Raw genomic sequence first — 14,724 nt, 5'->3', positions numbered from 1 at the left:
AGCGGACATTTGCCCCACAGCGGGTGAGATGGTTTTCTTTGTGATGAAAATACTGGAAGCCCCTCGTTGAAAAACGAAAGGGCTTCTTTCTATTTACGCGGGCAACGAGCCAAAGTCCGTGCTTGCACGAGACCTTAGCGACTGCCGCGATAACTTGAGAAACTCGCGGAGCGTGTTTCTCATAGTTTGAAATGTAAGACGTCCCCGATATTGGTTGTTGCAAAGATACCAGCAAATGGGAGGAAAACAAAAATGAAAAAGAAACTTGTAGTCGCTTTAATTTCAGCAGCTATGGTAACATCTATGCTCGGCGCATGCGGAAGCAGCAACGCATCCAGCAGCAGCGCAAGCAACACAGCAACAAGCAGCGTAAGTGCATCTTCCGCATCTGAGGAAGACACCACAGCAGCAAGCAGCAGCGTAAGCGCATCTTCTGCATCTGAAGAGGTATCCGCAGATGCAGACCAGGAGGCAGCAGATAAAGTGGCAGCTTTGATTGACGCAATTTATGTACAGGAAAGAAATGATAACACCGACGAGCAGTGCAAAGAAGCAAAAGAGGCATGGGATGCCCTGACAGATGCGCAGAAGGAACTTGTAGAAGGAGAGAACGCAGATCCGGATTACTTCGGAAGAGACACAGGGGATGCTTCCAAGGATGATCCGTTAAACGGAGACGAGATCGGCGAGAATGAGCTTCTGGTTGTAAGCTTTGGTACTTCCTTCAACGACAGCCGTGCTGAGGATATCGGAGGCGTTGAGAAAGCTCTGCAGGCTGCATATCCGGACTGGTCCGTAAGACGTGCCTTCACTGCACAGATCATCATCAACCATGTACAGGCCCGCGATGACGAGAAGATCGACAACGTAGATCAGGCACTGGAAAGAGCTGTAAGCAATGGCGTGAAAAAACTGATTATTCAGCCGACTCATCTGATGCACGGCGCAGAGTACGACGAGCTGAAAGAAGCAGTAGATAGCTATAAAGATAAATTTGAGTCCGTAACCATCGCAGAGCCGCTGCTTGGCGAGGTTGGAAGTGACGCTACCGTAATCAACGAGGACAAACAGGCCGTTGCAGAAGCAATCACGGCACAGGCAGTAAAATCTGCAAATTATGACAGTCTGGATGCAGCAGCAGAGGACGGCACTGCTTTCGTATTTATGGGACATGGTACTTCCCACAATGCAAAAGTAACTTACAGCCAGATGCAGACACAGATGGATACTCTTGGATACAAAAACGTATTCATCGGAACCGTTGAGGGCGAGCCGGAAGAGACCGCCTGCGAGAATGTGATCGAGGCAGTAAAAGCAGCCGGATACAAGAAAGTAATTCTTCGTCCGCTGATGGTTGTTGCAGGTGACCACGCAAACAACGATATGGCAGGCGAGGATGAGGATTCCTGGAAGAGCCAGTTTGAGGCATCCGGTGCATTCGATGAGATCAACACTCAGATCGAAGGTCTTGGAAGAATTGATGCTGTTGAGCAGCTGTATGTACAGCACACCAAGGCAGCTATGGACGGCAACGGCGTTCAGGACGATGCTGAATAATTAGGGGTTGTATTCCGAACGTAAAATAGAGTAAAATAAGATCCGGCAGTACGGCTGAAGAGACTCAGTGTGCTGTCGGATTTTAAGTTGAGCGGATGAAAAAGATCCGCTTCAAGGTGATACAAGGAGGAATTTTATTATGAGAAAAAAATTGGCAGTTCTTTTTCTTGGAGCAGCACTGACTGTATCCATGCTCGGCGCATGTGGCGGAAAGGATGCAGCGTCATCTTCTGCATCTGCAGTATCTGCGTCTTCTGCGGCAGACGCATCTTCCGCTTCTGTACAGGATGCATCTAAGGCAGAGAGCAGTACATCCACATCAGATGTTTCAGCAGAAAGCGCATCGGCAGCGGAGACTGCAGGAGAAAGCAGCGCATCAGAGCTGGAAGACGGTACGTATACGGCAGACTTCAATACAGACAGCAATATGTTCCATGTCAATGAAGCAAAAGAAGGAAAAGGTGTCCTGACGGTAAAAGACGGAAAAATGACCATCCACGTCAGCCTGGTATCCAAAAACATTGTCAATGTCTTTGTGGGAACAAAAGAAGAAGCACAGGCAGACGGCGCAGAGCTGATCGAGCCGACCACAGATGAGGTAACGTATTCTGACGGAACCACAGATGAAGTGTACGGCTTTGATATCCCGGTAGAAAAACTGGACGAGGATTTCAATGTTGCGATCATTGGTAAAAAAGGAACCTGGTATGATCATGTAGTCAGCGTATCCAATCCGGTACCGCAGGAGTAATCCCGGAAGAAAACAAAAGATATCCACAGAAGGCGAACCATTTTGCACCGTCTGTCCACAGAAATTGTGGAAAGAGAGGGGAAAAGCGGTTCGCCTTTGTGGATATCTTTTCTTATTTTTCCGGAAACAGTTTGCGGAACAGAAAACGGATGAAGGGTCCGCAGTACATGAGCTGCCAGAAGAAGGCAACCGGGAAATTTAAGAACGTGGTCTGAAGCCAGACAGCGACAAATTCCTTTCCGGCATTTTTAAACAGCAGTGTTGCAATAAAACTCATAATCGGACACATAATAGCAATAATCATAATGGAAATTGCCAGCGTGATTACGATCGGACGATCCTGCGGTGTTACCATGCAAAAAGCTAATTTGTGAGCCAGATGATCCACGAGGAAAAACTCGAGGATAAAAGCGGCCGGCCACATGATTATCATCTCGTGAAACGCCATCAGAAAGACCTGATTTGTCATTCCGCCGATGTTCATGGAAATGTTGTAGCAGATCATGGCATAGACCATCAGAAAGGACATCATGAGGGTAAATACAACGTTTTGAAATTTTGTTTTTGGCATCGATTGTTCTCCTTTTCTTTGCAATTTTGAAAAATGGGCGCAAAAAAGACACATGTGTTGTTCGTTAACCAAGCAATGCACTTGTGCCGTTTCCAATCTGATACCAATCTTTTCTGCAGTTTTTAATTTTGAACCGTCGATTATTATAACGTCTCCGGCGGCGTTTGGCAAGAGGAAATTGAGAAATTTTAAAAAAAGACAGATAAATAAGAAAATTCGATGCGTGCTGGAAGCACGGTTTGGCGAATGGTGCGGGGAACGGCACCGGCGGGAAAAAGAATGGATTGCGAAACGGGAGCGGGATTGCTACAATAGAACATAGTGAAAACAAAGAGAAAACGCAAAAGGAAATCAATATTATGTCAGAGATCAGAAAAATCGAAAACTTTGCGGCGCCGGAGCTCGACGTGTATGCGCGTCTTTCAGAACCGCAGTTATTGCACTATTATGAACCGCAGCCAGGCCTTTTTCTTGCGGAGAGTCCGCGTGTCATCGAGCGTGCGCTGGATGCCGGATATGAACCGGTTTCGTTCCTTGCCGGAAGCGCAGAGCTTGCCGCAAACGAAGCACTCTTTGCGCACTGCCCGAACGCGCCGGTCTATACAGCAGAGACGAAGGTGCTGGAACAGCTCACAGGCTTTGCCCTCACGCGCGGCATGCTCTGCGCGATGCACCGCCGCACGCTTCCGGCTATGGAGGAAATCTGCCGGAATGCCCGCCGCGTGGCGATTCTGGAAAATGTCGTGAACCCGACGAATGTCGGTGCGATTTTCCGTTCCGCCGCCGCGCTTGGCATCGATGCCGTGCTCCTCACATCAGGCTGCAGCAACCCGCTGTACCGCCGCGCCATCCGCGTGAGCATGGGAAATGTCTTCCAGGTCCCGTGGACCGTGCTGCCAGGCGGCAGTTACTGGCCGGAGCAGGGAATTGCTTCACTGCAGGAACTTGGATTTTATACCGTTGCGATGGCATTAAAAGAAGACTCCGTTCCGATGGATGATCCGTCGTTAAAAACGCATGAAAAGCTCGCCATTCTGCTCGGAACCGAGGGTGACGGACTGGCAAGTGATACGATCGCTGAAACAGATGCAACCGTGCTGATTCCGATGACACACGGTGTGGATTCACTGAACGTCGCTGCGGCGAGCGCTGTCGCATTCTGGGAGCTGGCGGGAAGAAGATAAAGATGTTCCGTCGGTACCGGAGATTACGGAATAAAAATAGGATCAGAGATAGATTTTCGGGATGCATATTTTGATGCATCCCTTTTTGAATTTACGGATTTTGAAATTCCTTCCGATACATCTGCGGCGTACATCCCACTTTGTTTCGGAACTGCCGGTTGAAGTTGGAAAGGTTGCGGAAACCATTGTCGTACGCGATTTCGGACACACTCCGCGTCGTACTGCGCAGCGCCTCGCAGGCGGCTTTGATCCGAAGCTGTGTCAGATATTCAACGGCCCCGAGTCCGAAGGTCTGCTTAAAACAGCTCATAAAATAGCTTTTGCTCAAATGCGACAGCCTGGCAAGTTCCTCTATGGTAATCGGGTCGGCGAAGTGCTCCTGGATATAGGCGAGCACAGGCCGCAGGTTTTCAGCAGCCGCAGGCATGGCGGGACGATCGGTGCAGAGTTCCGGCGATGCGGCGAGCAGATAGAAGAAGCGGAGCAGCTCACTTTTCAGCAGAAGATCGGAGACAGCAGAGTTTTCACGGATGCAGCGGAAAATCTGATGGACGGATGCAGAAAGTGCAGCATAACCGGAATGTTCGGGTGAAATCGGTGCCTGGATGCGGCGCCGGGCGGAGAAAAACGGCTGCAGAATTTCCGTGTAGCTGCGGTCGTCATACCCGCCGATCAGCATATTCTGGTGGAAAACAATCGTATCATAAAACATCGACTCCTGCTCGGCGGGCAGAATGGCATGTACGAGGTTCGGCTGAATCAGAAAAATATCACCGGCATGCGCCGTAAGCAGACGGTCCTCATACTGAAAATACCCCGTTCCGCGTTTGATATAATTCAGCTCCATCTCCCCGTGCCAGTGCAGCGGTACGCCGGGAAAATAGTCGGGCATCCGGCAGTCATAATAACTGTAGGGAACCTGCATGGAGCCGTGCTGGCGTTTTTCTTTCGCAGCAGAAAGCATCATAAAATCCTCCTCCAAAAAGCATGTGCGTAAAATGCCGGAAATGGCAGAGCGCGGCATGCATAAAATCATAGAATAGTATTAGAATGAAATAGGAAATTACTGGTATTTCAGCGGATACAGTAGTAATATATCATATAGAAACACTTGCTGCAACGACGAAAATACAGCAGAAATAAGAGCGAAAGAGGAAAAGAAAAAATGTCAAAATGGTTAGATAACGCAGTATTTTATGAGATTTACCCGCAGTCCTTCAACGACACCAACGCCGACGGAATCGGAGATTTCCAGGGTATCATTGAAAAATTAGACTACATCAAGGAGCTGGGCTGCAACGCCATCTGGATCAACCCGTGCTTCCTGTCCCCATTCGGTGATGCAGGATACGATGTCGCAGATTACTGCCGCGTTGCACCGCGCTACGGAACGAATGAGGATCTGAAGAGAGTTTTCGAAGAGGCACACAAACGTGACATGCACGTTCTGCTCGACCTGGTTCCGGGCCATACATCTGTTGAGCATCCATGGTTCAAAGAATCCATGAAAGCAGACCGCAATGAATTTACAGACCGCTACGTATGGACCAATAACGTATGGGAAGCACCGGAAGGAATGGGAAGCCTGCGCGGCATTTCCGAGCGTGACGGCGCCTGCGCCATCAACTTCTTCTCCAACCAGCCGGCCCTGAACTACGGCTTTTATCAGCCGGATCCGGAAAAACCGTGGCAGCAGTCCTTTGATGATGAGGGACCGCAGGCAACGCTGGCAGCGATGGAAGATGTCATGAGATTCTGGCTGAACATGGGCTGCGACGGCTTCCGTGTCGATATGGCGGGCTCCCTGGTAAAGAACGATCAGGAAGGCAAAGGAACCATCCGCCTGTGGCAGCAGGTACGGAAATTCCTCGACGCCGAGTTCCCGGATGCAGCCATGGTATCCGAGTGGGGCGAGCCGGACAAATCCTTACAGGGCGGCTTCCACATGGACTTCCTTCTTCACTTTGGACCGTCCCATTACAACGATCTGTTCCGCTGCGATGAGCCATTCTTCTCCAAACGCGGAAAAGGAGATATCTCTGAGTTTGTAGAGACCTACAAAACCAACTACAATAAGACCGCACAGAAAGGCCTGATCTGCATCCCGTCCGGAAACCATGATATGGACCGTCTGGCACGCCGTCTGCAGGGGGATGAGCTGAAAATTGCTTTCGCTTTCCTTCTTTCCATGCCAGGTGCGCCGTTCATCTACTACGGTGATGAAATCGGTATGCGCTACGTCGAAGGCCTGAAATCCGTTGAGGGCGGATACAACCGCACCGGTTCCCGTTCTCCGATGCAGTGGGATGACAGCACCAACGCAGGATTCTCCAGCGCACCGGCCAGTGACCTCTACATCACCATGGACCCGGGCAAGGACCGTCCGACCGCCAAAGCACAGATGGCCGATCCGGATTCCCTGTACCACGAAGTTAAAAAACTCATCCAGATCCGCCAGAGCAGCAAAGCACTCTTAAGCCGCGGAACCATCGAGTTCGTTTATGCAGAGAAAAACCAGTATCCGCTGGCATACGTCCGTGAGGCAGAGGGCGAAAAAGTCCTCGTTATCATCAATCCATCCGACAAAGAGCAGTCCTTCCCATACAGTGCAGAGCTGAAGGATGCCCTCTACACGATCGGAGGAAAAGCAGAATCCAAAGACGGAACCATCACCATCCCGGCACAGTCCGCAGGATTCTATCATATCTGATCGAAAATAAAAATGACAGGGAGATCCAATCGAATTTTTTCGGAGGATCTCCCTGTTTTTAAATATGATACACTCTCAGCTCATGCAATGCCCTGGTCGCTGCAATATACTGCGCCTGCATCATTATCTCCCGTTTCTCGTCCTTCGGGAAAATAGAGAACACCTGATCAAACTCCAGCCCTTTCGCCAGATAAAATGTGGTAACCGTCAGTCCTTTCTTAAAACTGGAGCTGTCACGGTTCAGCCAAGAAAGCCGCTTTTCACAGTCAAAATCTTTTTCTGCCAGAATCTCCCGCAAAATCAAATAAGCCCGTTCCGCCGTCTTCTCATCCGGTACAATCACCGCCGCCGTCTCATACGTTTTCTCATCTGGAAACAGCGTATCCACTGCCTCCCGCAGAGCCGCCTCAAGATCCGTGACATCCCGTTCCAACACCGGCATTCCGTGCCGTTCAAACAGCTCCAGATCCGTCACGCCAATGAGATTTGCCGCATACGACGCAATTTCCACCGTATTCCGGTAACTCTTCCGCATCTCAATCCGCCGCAGATCCTTCCCGAAAATCCCCGGTAAAAACTGCAGTACATCCTGCTGCTGATCCGCCATCGTCTGCGCCCGGTCGCCGAGAATCGTCATCTTACAGGAAAACATCCGCCGGATAATCAGATACTGGAGCCGCGAATAATCCTGCATTTCATCAATCACCAGATGCTTAATATTCGACCGCTCCGCCTGCCGCGACAGGCGGTACTTCAGATACAGAACCGGATACACATCCTCATACCGCAGTTTCCGCTTCTCCAACGGCCGCCGCGGCAGCGTCTGATATCCCTCTTTCTTCAGAAAACGATTGTAGAGAACATAAAAATCCATCGTCTCATACATCTTCTGGAATTTTTCGATGAGCGGAATCCGCTCCTCCTCCGGCAGATCCCGGTTCAGCAGCGTCTCGATCTCGTCAATAAACGTCTCCGCCACCGCATCCATCCGCGAGAGCAGCGGAATATCCGCAAACTTGTCATAAAACAGCGTAATAATCTCCGATTCCGACTTCACAAACGACTTATACGAAACGTCTGAGAAATTCATCAGCTCGTCCTCAAGTTCCAGCGCAAATCCCTCCATCTGGTCCACAAACGATTGCGACTGTTTTAAAGCAAACCGTTCTGCGGCTTTTGGATCCCGCATCTCCCGCTCAATCTGATCACAGCGATCCTCACAGTCCGCCGCCGTGTCCTGTAATTTGCGGTAAGCAAAGAGATCAAAACTCATCTCCTGAATATTCTCCTCACCGAGCTCCGGCAGAATATGTGAAATATAATCCGAAAATACCCCGTTCGGCGATAAAATCAGAATATTCGAAGACTTCAGATTCTGTCTGTCATGATACAAAAGGTAGGCAATCCGATGCAGCGCCACCGATGTTTTGCCGCTTCCCGCCGCTCCCTGAATTACCAGAATCCGGTCCTTCGTATTGCGGATGATCGCATTCTGTTCCTTCTGAATTGTGCGGATAATATTCTTCAGCTGTACCTCGCCGTTGCTGCCAAGCTCCGCCTTTAAAATATCATCATCAATTTTCACATCACTCTCAAATCCGTAAATCATCTTTCCATCCCGGATCTTATACTGCCACTTGGAACAGATTTCCCCTGTCATCTCGCCGCCCGGCGCCAGATAGGAAGCCGGCCCGCGGTCAAAATCGTAGAAAAGACCGCTGACCGGGCTTCTCCAGTCGTAAATCAGCGGCAGCTCGCCCGGCCGCTCCGCAAAATTGCCGATGCCGATATAGAAAATTTCCGGCTCATCATCCCCGTCATAGCGGAAATCCACACGCCCGAAGAACGGAGAATCCAGCATTTTCCGGAAGCGGCTCCGCAGAAGAAGCTGCTCCTGATTCGCATTCACCTGATGCAGCAGCGCCTGCTGATTGTCGTAATCCTCATATCCGTACTGGTCCATCTCGGTATAGTTCTGCCAGTAATAATCGTGCATATTTTCAATCTCTTTCTGTCCGTCCAGCAGAGACTGGCTGATCTCGGCAAGACGCGCCTGCAGCTTTTCCAGCACAAAAGAAAGATATTCCTGTCCGTTTTTCTGGTCTGTCATAAAAGGAAACCTCCTCTTAAAAATATAATGTCGAGTGCCGGAAAACCCGGCTGATCTTATCAGTATAGCAGACAGGCACGTTTCCTGCAATTCAAACATAAAATAAAGAAAAATCCCCTTTGAGGTGCCGCTTTTCTTGGAACCCTTTTTAAAACCACTGTCTGCACAGGAAGAAAAAAGCTGTCTGGATGCGTATCAGAGGGGCGATACAAAAGCCAGAGACATTCTGGTCGAGCGGAATCTGCGCCTGGTCGCGCACGTTGTGAAAAAGTATCAGGGTCTGCCCGATGATCTCGACGATCTGATTTCCATTGGAACGATCGGCCTCATCAAGGCGGTGATGACATATGATTCGAAAAAAGGAAACCGGCTGGCCGCATACGCCGCCCGCTGTATTGATAATGAGCTGCTGATGTATCTTCGGAGCAAAAAGAAAACGGCACGGGAGATTTCCCTCTACGAGCCGATCGGAACCGACAAGGAGGGAAATGAGATCCATCTGCTCGACATCGTGGAGGGCGGCGGGGAGGATATCGCGGAACAGTACAACCGGAAAGAGGACGCGGTGCGGCTGTACTGTTATCTGGATTCGGAATTAAAAGAGCAGGAAAAACAGGTGCTTCTTCTCCGGTACGGCCTTGGCGGAAAAGCAGAATACACACAGAAACAGGTCGCTGCCCGGCTCGGCATCAGCCGTTCGTACGTGTCGCGGATCGAGAAGAATGCAATTGAAAAGTTGCGGTTACGGTTTGCCGCTTCGTAAATGCTTGACATTTCAAACGGACTGCTTCTATAATAAAGGGTAAGGAAATCAGGTGCAGAAAAGGTTTCCTTATCCTTACTTTTTCGAACAAAAATCAAAGATAATATCTTCCCGGTGTTCTTGCCGGACATTTTCCCAAAATGAAAAATAAATAGGAACTATACGACCTGCTACTGAAAGAAAAGGAGGTTTTCTTTGTATTGCAGTGTATTATCAGCCACCGTCTCGGGCATGGAGATGATTCCGGTGCAGGTGGAGGCGGATGTCAGTGACGGCATGCCGCAGTTTACGATGGTCGGCTACGTGAGTGCCAGGTAAAGGAGGCGCAGGACCGCGTGCGGACAGCCCTCAAAAACATGGGAATTTCCCTGCCGCCGAAACGAATTACGATTAATTTATCCCCGGCGGACGTCCGAAAAGAAGGATCGCGTTTCGATCTTCCGATTGCAGCGGGCGTTCTGATGACGCTCGGCCGGATTCCGCCCGGGTCACTCCGGAAAACGATGGTGCTCGGCGAACTCGGCCTTGACGGCCATGTGCAGGAGATCAGCGGTGTATTTCCGGCAGCGGCGAAGGCGCGGGAGCTTGGATGCACAACGCTTCTTGTTCCAGCCGGAAATGCCGCGGAAGGGGGTCTGGTCGGCGGGCTTCACGTCGTTGGAATCCAGAATTTACAGGAGCTTTTGAACTACTGCTGTGAAGGGAAAATGCCGTCGCTTCCGTCTATAGAAAATCAAAAGAAGGAGGACGGAAAAGAGCCGGACTTTTCCGAAGTGCAGGGCCAGACGGCGGCGCGGCGGGCGGCGCTCATCGCTGCGGCCGGATTTCACAATCTGCTGATGCTGGGGCCGCCGGGCAGCGGAAAATCCATGATCGCAAGGCGGATTCCGACGATCATGCCTCCGATGTCTGAGGAGGAGCAGATGGAAGTAACGCGGATCTACAGCATCGCCGGAATGCTTGCCAAAGGAGAGGGTGTCCGCCGGGAGCGGCCCTTCCGTGCTCCGCATCACACGATGTCGCCGCAGGCTCTTGCAGGCGGCGGAAAACAGCCGTCTCCGGGCGAAATTACGCTGGCACACCGCGGCGTTCTCTTCCTTGATGAACTCCCGGAGATGACGCGCACAACCATTGAGATCCTGCGCCAGCCGCTCGAGGAGCACCGGATTGTGATTTCACGTGTCAGCGGAAACTATGTGTTCCCGGCGTCATTTCTGATGGTGGCGGCAATGAACCCCTGCCCCTGCGGCTTTTACCCCGACTTATCGCGCTGTACCTGCGCACCCGGCGACATCAGCCGGTATCTCTCGAGAGTCAGCCAGCCGTTCCTCGACCGCATGGATCTCTGCGTGCAGGTGGAAGCACTTTCCTACGAGGATCTGCACGGCGAGGAGCGGTGCGAATCCTCGGGCAGGATGCGGGAAAAAGCGACGGCAGCGGCGCAAATTCAGGCGGCGCGCTACCGGCAGGAGTCGATTCATTTCAATAGCGAACTGAAAGCAGGCCAGATCGAGAAATACTGTATCCTGGAAAAGGCAGCGGAAGAGCTTTTAGAGGATGCCTTCCGCCGCCTGCGCCTCAGCGCGCGTTCCTACCACGGGATTATCCGCACCGCGCGGACAATTGCGGATCTGGACGGGGCGGTCAAAATCGGCGTGCCGCATATCAGCGAGGCGATCTGCTTTCGGAGCGCCGACAAAAGTATATGGAGGATCTGACGTATGGCGATGGAAATCTTTACAGTCGGCCGCGGGCAGGAGGGCTATCCGGAGCGGCTTATGCCGTTCGCGGACATGCCGTCCCGCCTTTTCGTGCGGGGCGCGCTGCCGGCGGATGAGCAGAAAACAGCGGCGATTGTGGGCGCGCGGATATGTACGGCGTACGGAAAGAGCCAGGCGGCCTTTTTCGCGCAGGTGCTGGCGGCAAACGGCGTGGCGGTGATCAGCGGACTGGCGTGCGGAATCGACGCGGCGGCGCACGAGGGGGCACTGCGCGGAAAGGGAAAGACGTTTGCCGTGCTTGGCTGCGGTGTGGATATCTGCTATCCGAAACAGAATTACCCGCTGATGCGGCGGATGCTGGAAAACGGAGGCGGTGTCTTAAGCGAATTTCCTCCGGGCGCAGAGCCGCTTCCGTGGCATTTCCCGATCCGCAACCGCGTGATCAGTGCGCTGGCAGATGTCGTTCTGGTAATTGAGGCAAAAGAGAAGAGCGGCTCGCTCATTACGGCGGACTACGCGCTGGAGCAGGGAAAAACGGTATTTGCCCTGCCCGGACGGACAACGGATGCGACAAGCCGCGGCTGCAACCGCCTGATCGCGCAGGGAGCGGAAATTGCGATTTCACCCGAAACGATTCTCGAGGAGCTGGGCGTGAAAAAGGCCGGGACAAAAAGAGCCGCACCGCGTCCGCGCTATGGAAAAGAGGCGGAAATGGTTCTGAAAACACTCGCGGCAGAACCGCAGAATCTTGCACAGCTTGCCGGCAGCACCGGAATCCCGCTGCAGGAGCTGACCGGCATTCTGCTGGCACTCGAAATTGACGGCGTTATTGCGGAAAATCCGCCGGGCGTGTACATGGCGTTATCGTAAAAGGGACGAGGAAAAGAAAGGTTTTGTGATATTCCGCCCGGTGCACAATTATAATAGAAGAAAAAGAAAAAAGGGGGCTCTTCTGCGCCGCGTGCATGTCTGAAAAAGGAAAAAGAAAAGAAAAAAATCAGGAAAAATCGTTAAAAAATTGAAAAAATCCTGTTATTTTGTCGGGAAACATCGAAAAATGGTACATTTTAAAAATGGAAAACACTTGCAAGAAAAAACTTTTTGGTGTATAGTCAGTGGAAGTTACGACTAATTTAGGAATTATTCTGGAATTTGTAATGATGCAGAACTATGCGATATGAAAAACGCAATATAGATCTGGACAGTTATAAAAATATGTATTCAGGAGGCATCAGAGGTGGCAAAATATCTTGTAATAGTGGAATCACCGGCAAAAGTCAAGACGGTGAAAAAGTATCTCGGGGCAAATTACGAAGTTGCAGCATCTATGGGCCATGTGCGCGATCTGCCGAAAAGCCGGCTTGGAATTGATGTAGAACATGACTTTGAACCAAAATATATCACCATCCGCGGAAAAGGAGAGCTTCTGGCATCTCTTCGAAAAGCCGCAAAAAAAGCAGATAAAGTTTATCTCGCAACTGACCCTGACCGCGAGGGAGAGGCAATTTCCTGGCATCTGTCGATTGCGCTGAATCTCGATGAGAACAAGATGCGCCGCATCACCTTCAACGAGATCACAAATCAGCAGTCAAAGCGTCGATCAAACAGGCACGCGACATCGATATGAACCTGGTGGACGAGCAGCAGGCGCGCCGCTGCCTCGACCGTATGGTAGGTTATGAAATCAGCCCATTGTTATGGAAGAAAATCAAACGCGGACTTTCCGCCGGCCGTGTGCAGTCCGTTGCACTGCGCATCATCGGCGACCGCGAGGATGAGATCAATGCGTTCATTCCGAAAGAATACTGGACACTGGAAGCAGATCTGAAAATTCCAGGCGAGAAGAAACCGCTCGTCGCAAAATTCCACGGAAAAGGCAGTGAAAAGATGGCGATCGAGACGAAAGAGCAGCTCGATGAAATCTTAAAGGGACTGGAAAATGAGACCTTTACCGTATCCGAAGTGAAAAAAGGAGAGCGTTCCAAGAAAGCGCCGCTTCCGTTCACCACGAGTACCCTGCAGCAGGAAGCATCGAAGGTGCTGAACTTCTCCACACAGAAGACGATGCGTCTGGCGCAGCAGCTCTACGAGGGCGTGGAAGTAAAAGGAAAGGGAACGATCGCTCTGATTTCCTATCTGCGTACCGATTCTACACGAATCAGCGAGGAGGCCGATGCGGCAGCACGTTCCTTTATCCAGGAGCAGTACGGCACAAAATATACCGCAAGCGGAGACACGACGGAGAATAAAAACAGCAAGGCACAGGATGCGCACGAGGCCATCCGTCCGACCAATGTGACGAATACACCGGTAATGGTAAAAGAATCCCTGCCAAGAGATCTGTTCCGCCTGTATCAGCTGATCTGGAAACGCTTTGTGGCAAGCCGCATGCAGCCAGCCGACTATGAGACAATTTCCGCACGGATCAATGCAGGAGAGTATCTCTTTACAGCAGCTTCCTCCCGTCTGGCATTTGATGGTTTCATGTCCGTTTACACCGATCCGGATGAGGAAAAGAAAGAGAAAAACGCCGCTGTCCGGAGCCTGGAGGCAGGAACGGAGCTGGCACTGGAAAAGATGGATCCGCAGCAGCACTTCACACAGCCGCCGGCACACTACACCGAGGCATCCCTTGTCAAAATGCTTGAGGAACTCGGCATCGGCCGTCCAAGTACGTATGCGCCGACCATCACAACGATCATCAACCGCCGTTACGTGGCAAAGGAGAACAAGAACCTTTACATGACAGAGCTCGGCGAGGTGGTCAACAACATGATGAAAGAGGCATTCCCGAGCATCGTGGATGTCAACTTTACGGCAACGATGGAGCTCTGCTCGACAGGGTTGGAGATGGAAGTGTTCCGTGGAAGACAGTAGTCGAGAACTTCTGGCCGGATCTCTATGAGGCGGTCACAGAGGCAGAAAAGAACCTCGAAGAAGTTAAGGTAGAGGATGAGGTGACGGATGTCATCTGCGAGAACTGCGGCCGCAACATGGTGGTCAAATACGGCCCGCACGGAAAATTCCTCGCCTGCCCGGGATTCCCGGACTGCAAGAACACGAAGCCGTATCTGGAAAAGATCGGTGTTCCGTGTCCGAAGTGCGGAAAAGAAGTGATCCTGCGCAAGACGAAAAAAGGACGGAAATATTATGGATGCGAAAACAATCCGGAATGCGATTTCATGTCCTGGCAGAAACCGTCTGCCAAGAAATGCCCGCAGTGCGGCGGCTATATGCTGGAAAAAGGCAATAAGCTGGTCTGCGCGGACGAGCAGTGCGGCTATGTAGAAGCACGCGAAAAGAAAGACGAAGACTGAGAATGACAAAGCGGTCTGTACTGGTGAAAAACTGGTGCAG

11 protein-coding genes and 1 pseudogene are annotated in these 14,724 nt (G+C 51.3%); 9 read left to right on the top strand and 3 right to left on the bottom strand.

From position 1 onward, the window contains the following. Positions 1-252 precede the first annotated feature (252 nt). Positions 253-1,557, top strand: coding sequence for a sirohydrochlorin cobaltochelatase (locus tag DWZ60_RS03230; protein ID WP_119221229.1), 1,305 nt, complete (start codon positions 253-255; stop codon positions 1,555-1,557). A gap of 139 nt (positions 1,558-1,696) precedes the next feature. Then, on the top strand, positions 1,697-2,308 hold the full coding sequence (locus tag DWZ60_RS03225; protein WP_022462174.1) for a hypothetical protein: 612 nt from the start codon (positions 1,697-1,699) through the stop codon (positions 2,306-2,308). Between the two features lie 112 nt (positions 2,309-2,420). Here DWZ60_RS03225 and DWZ60_RS03220 read toward each other — a convergent pair whose 3' ends face one another. Beyond that, a complete protein-coding gene (locus DWZ60_RS03220; RefSeq protein ID WP_022462175.1) occupies positions 2,421-2,879 on the bottom strand; it encodes a DUF2798 domain-containing protein in 459 nt (152 codons plus the stop codon). A gap of 359 nt (positions 2,880-3,238) precedes the next feature. Between DWZ60_RS03220 and DWZ60_RS03215 the strand changes: the two genes are divergently transcribed. After that, positions 3,239-4,063, top strand: coding sequence for a TrmH family RNA methyltransferase (locus tag DWZ60_RS03215; protein ID WP_118659288.1), 825 nt, complete (start codon positions 3,239-3,241; stop codon positions 4,061-4,063). A gap of 91 nt (positions 4,064-4,154) precedes the next feature. On the opposite strand, the gene DWZ60_RS03210 is transcribed toward DWZ60_RS03215, so the two are convergent. Further along, entirely contained in the window at positions 4,155-5,030 is an 876-nt protein-coding gene (locus DWZ60_RS03210) for an AraC family transcriptional regulator (RefSeq protein WP_158576293.1), read from the bottom strand. A 198-nt stretch (positions 5,031-5,228) separates the two neighbouring features. On the opposite strand from DWZ60_RS03210, the gene DWZ60_RS03205 reads away from it, so the two are divergent. Further along, positions 5,229-6,773 (top strand): alpha-amylase family glycosyl hydrolase, encoded by a 1,545-nt coding sequence (locus tag DWZ60_RS03205; protein ID WP_117761016.1) that lies wholly within the window; start codon positions 5,229-5,231, stop codon positions 6,771-6,773. Positions 6,774-6,831: 58 nt separating this feature from the next. On the opposite strand, the gene DWZ60_RS03200 is transcribed toward DWZ60_RS03205, so the two are convergent. After that, entirely contained in the window at positions 6,832-8,883 is a 2,052-nt protein-coding gene (locus DWZ60_RS03200) for a HelD family protein (RefSeq protein WP_119221228.1), read from the bottom strand. Between the two features lie 136 nt (positions 8,884-9,019). On the opposite strand from DWZ60_RS03200, the gene sigK reads away from it, so the two are divergent. From sigK to topA, 5 genes and pseudogenes are all read left to right on the top strand, one after another. Further along, positions 9,020-9,646, top strand: a complete 627-nt coding sequence (gene sigK, locus DWZ60_RS03195) for an RNA polymerase sporulation sigma factor SigK (RefSeq protein WP_022462180.1) — start codon at positions 9,020-9,022, stop codon at positions 9,644-9,646. Positions 9,647-9,841: 195 nt separating this feature from the next. Then, the gene (locus tag DWZ60_RS19155) at positions 9,842-9,964 is read left to right on the top strand and encodes a hypothetical protein (RefSeq protein WP_330415163.1); all 123 of its coding nucleotides are present in this window, start codon (positions 9,842-9,844) and stop codon (positions 9,962-9,964) included. 17 nt (positions 9,965-9,981) lie between these two features. Then, positions 9,982-11,364, top strand: a complete 1,383-nt coding sequence (locus DWZ60_RS03190) for a YifB family Mg chelatase-like AAA ATPase (RefSeq protein ID WP_330422070.1) — start codon at positions 9,982-9,984, stop codon at positions 11,362-11,364. A 3-nt stretch (positions 11,365-11,367) separates the two neighbouring features. Next, entirely contained in the window at positions 11,368-12,237 is an 870-nt protein-coding gene (gene dprA, locus DWZ60_RS03185; protein WP_022462182.1) for a DNA-processing protein DprA, read from the top strand. A gap of 367 nt (positions 12,238-12,604) precedes the next feature. Continuing rightward, positions 12,605-14,684 (top strand): annotated as a pseudogene (topA, locus tag DWZ60_RS20605) (type I DNA topoisomerase). The last annotated feature ends 40 nt before the right edge of the window (positions 14,685-14,724 follow it).

The organism is Blautia sp. AF34-10 (assembly GCF_003477865.1).
In the GTDB taxonomy this organism is placed as follows: domain Bacteria; phylum Bacillota; class Clostridia; order Lachnospirales; family Lachnospiraceae; genus Fusicatenibacter; species Fusicatenibacter saccharivorans.
The sequence above is the reverse complement of the archived record's forward strand: the minus strand, read 5'-3'. Positions and strand labels throughout refer to the sequence as shown.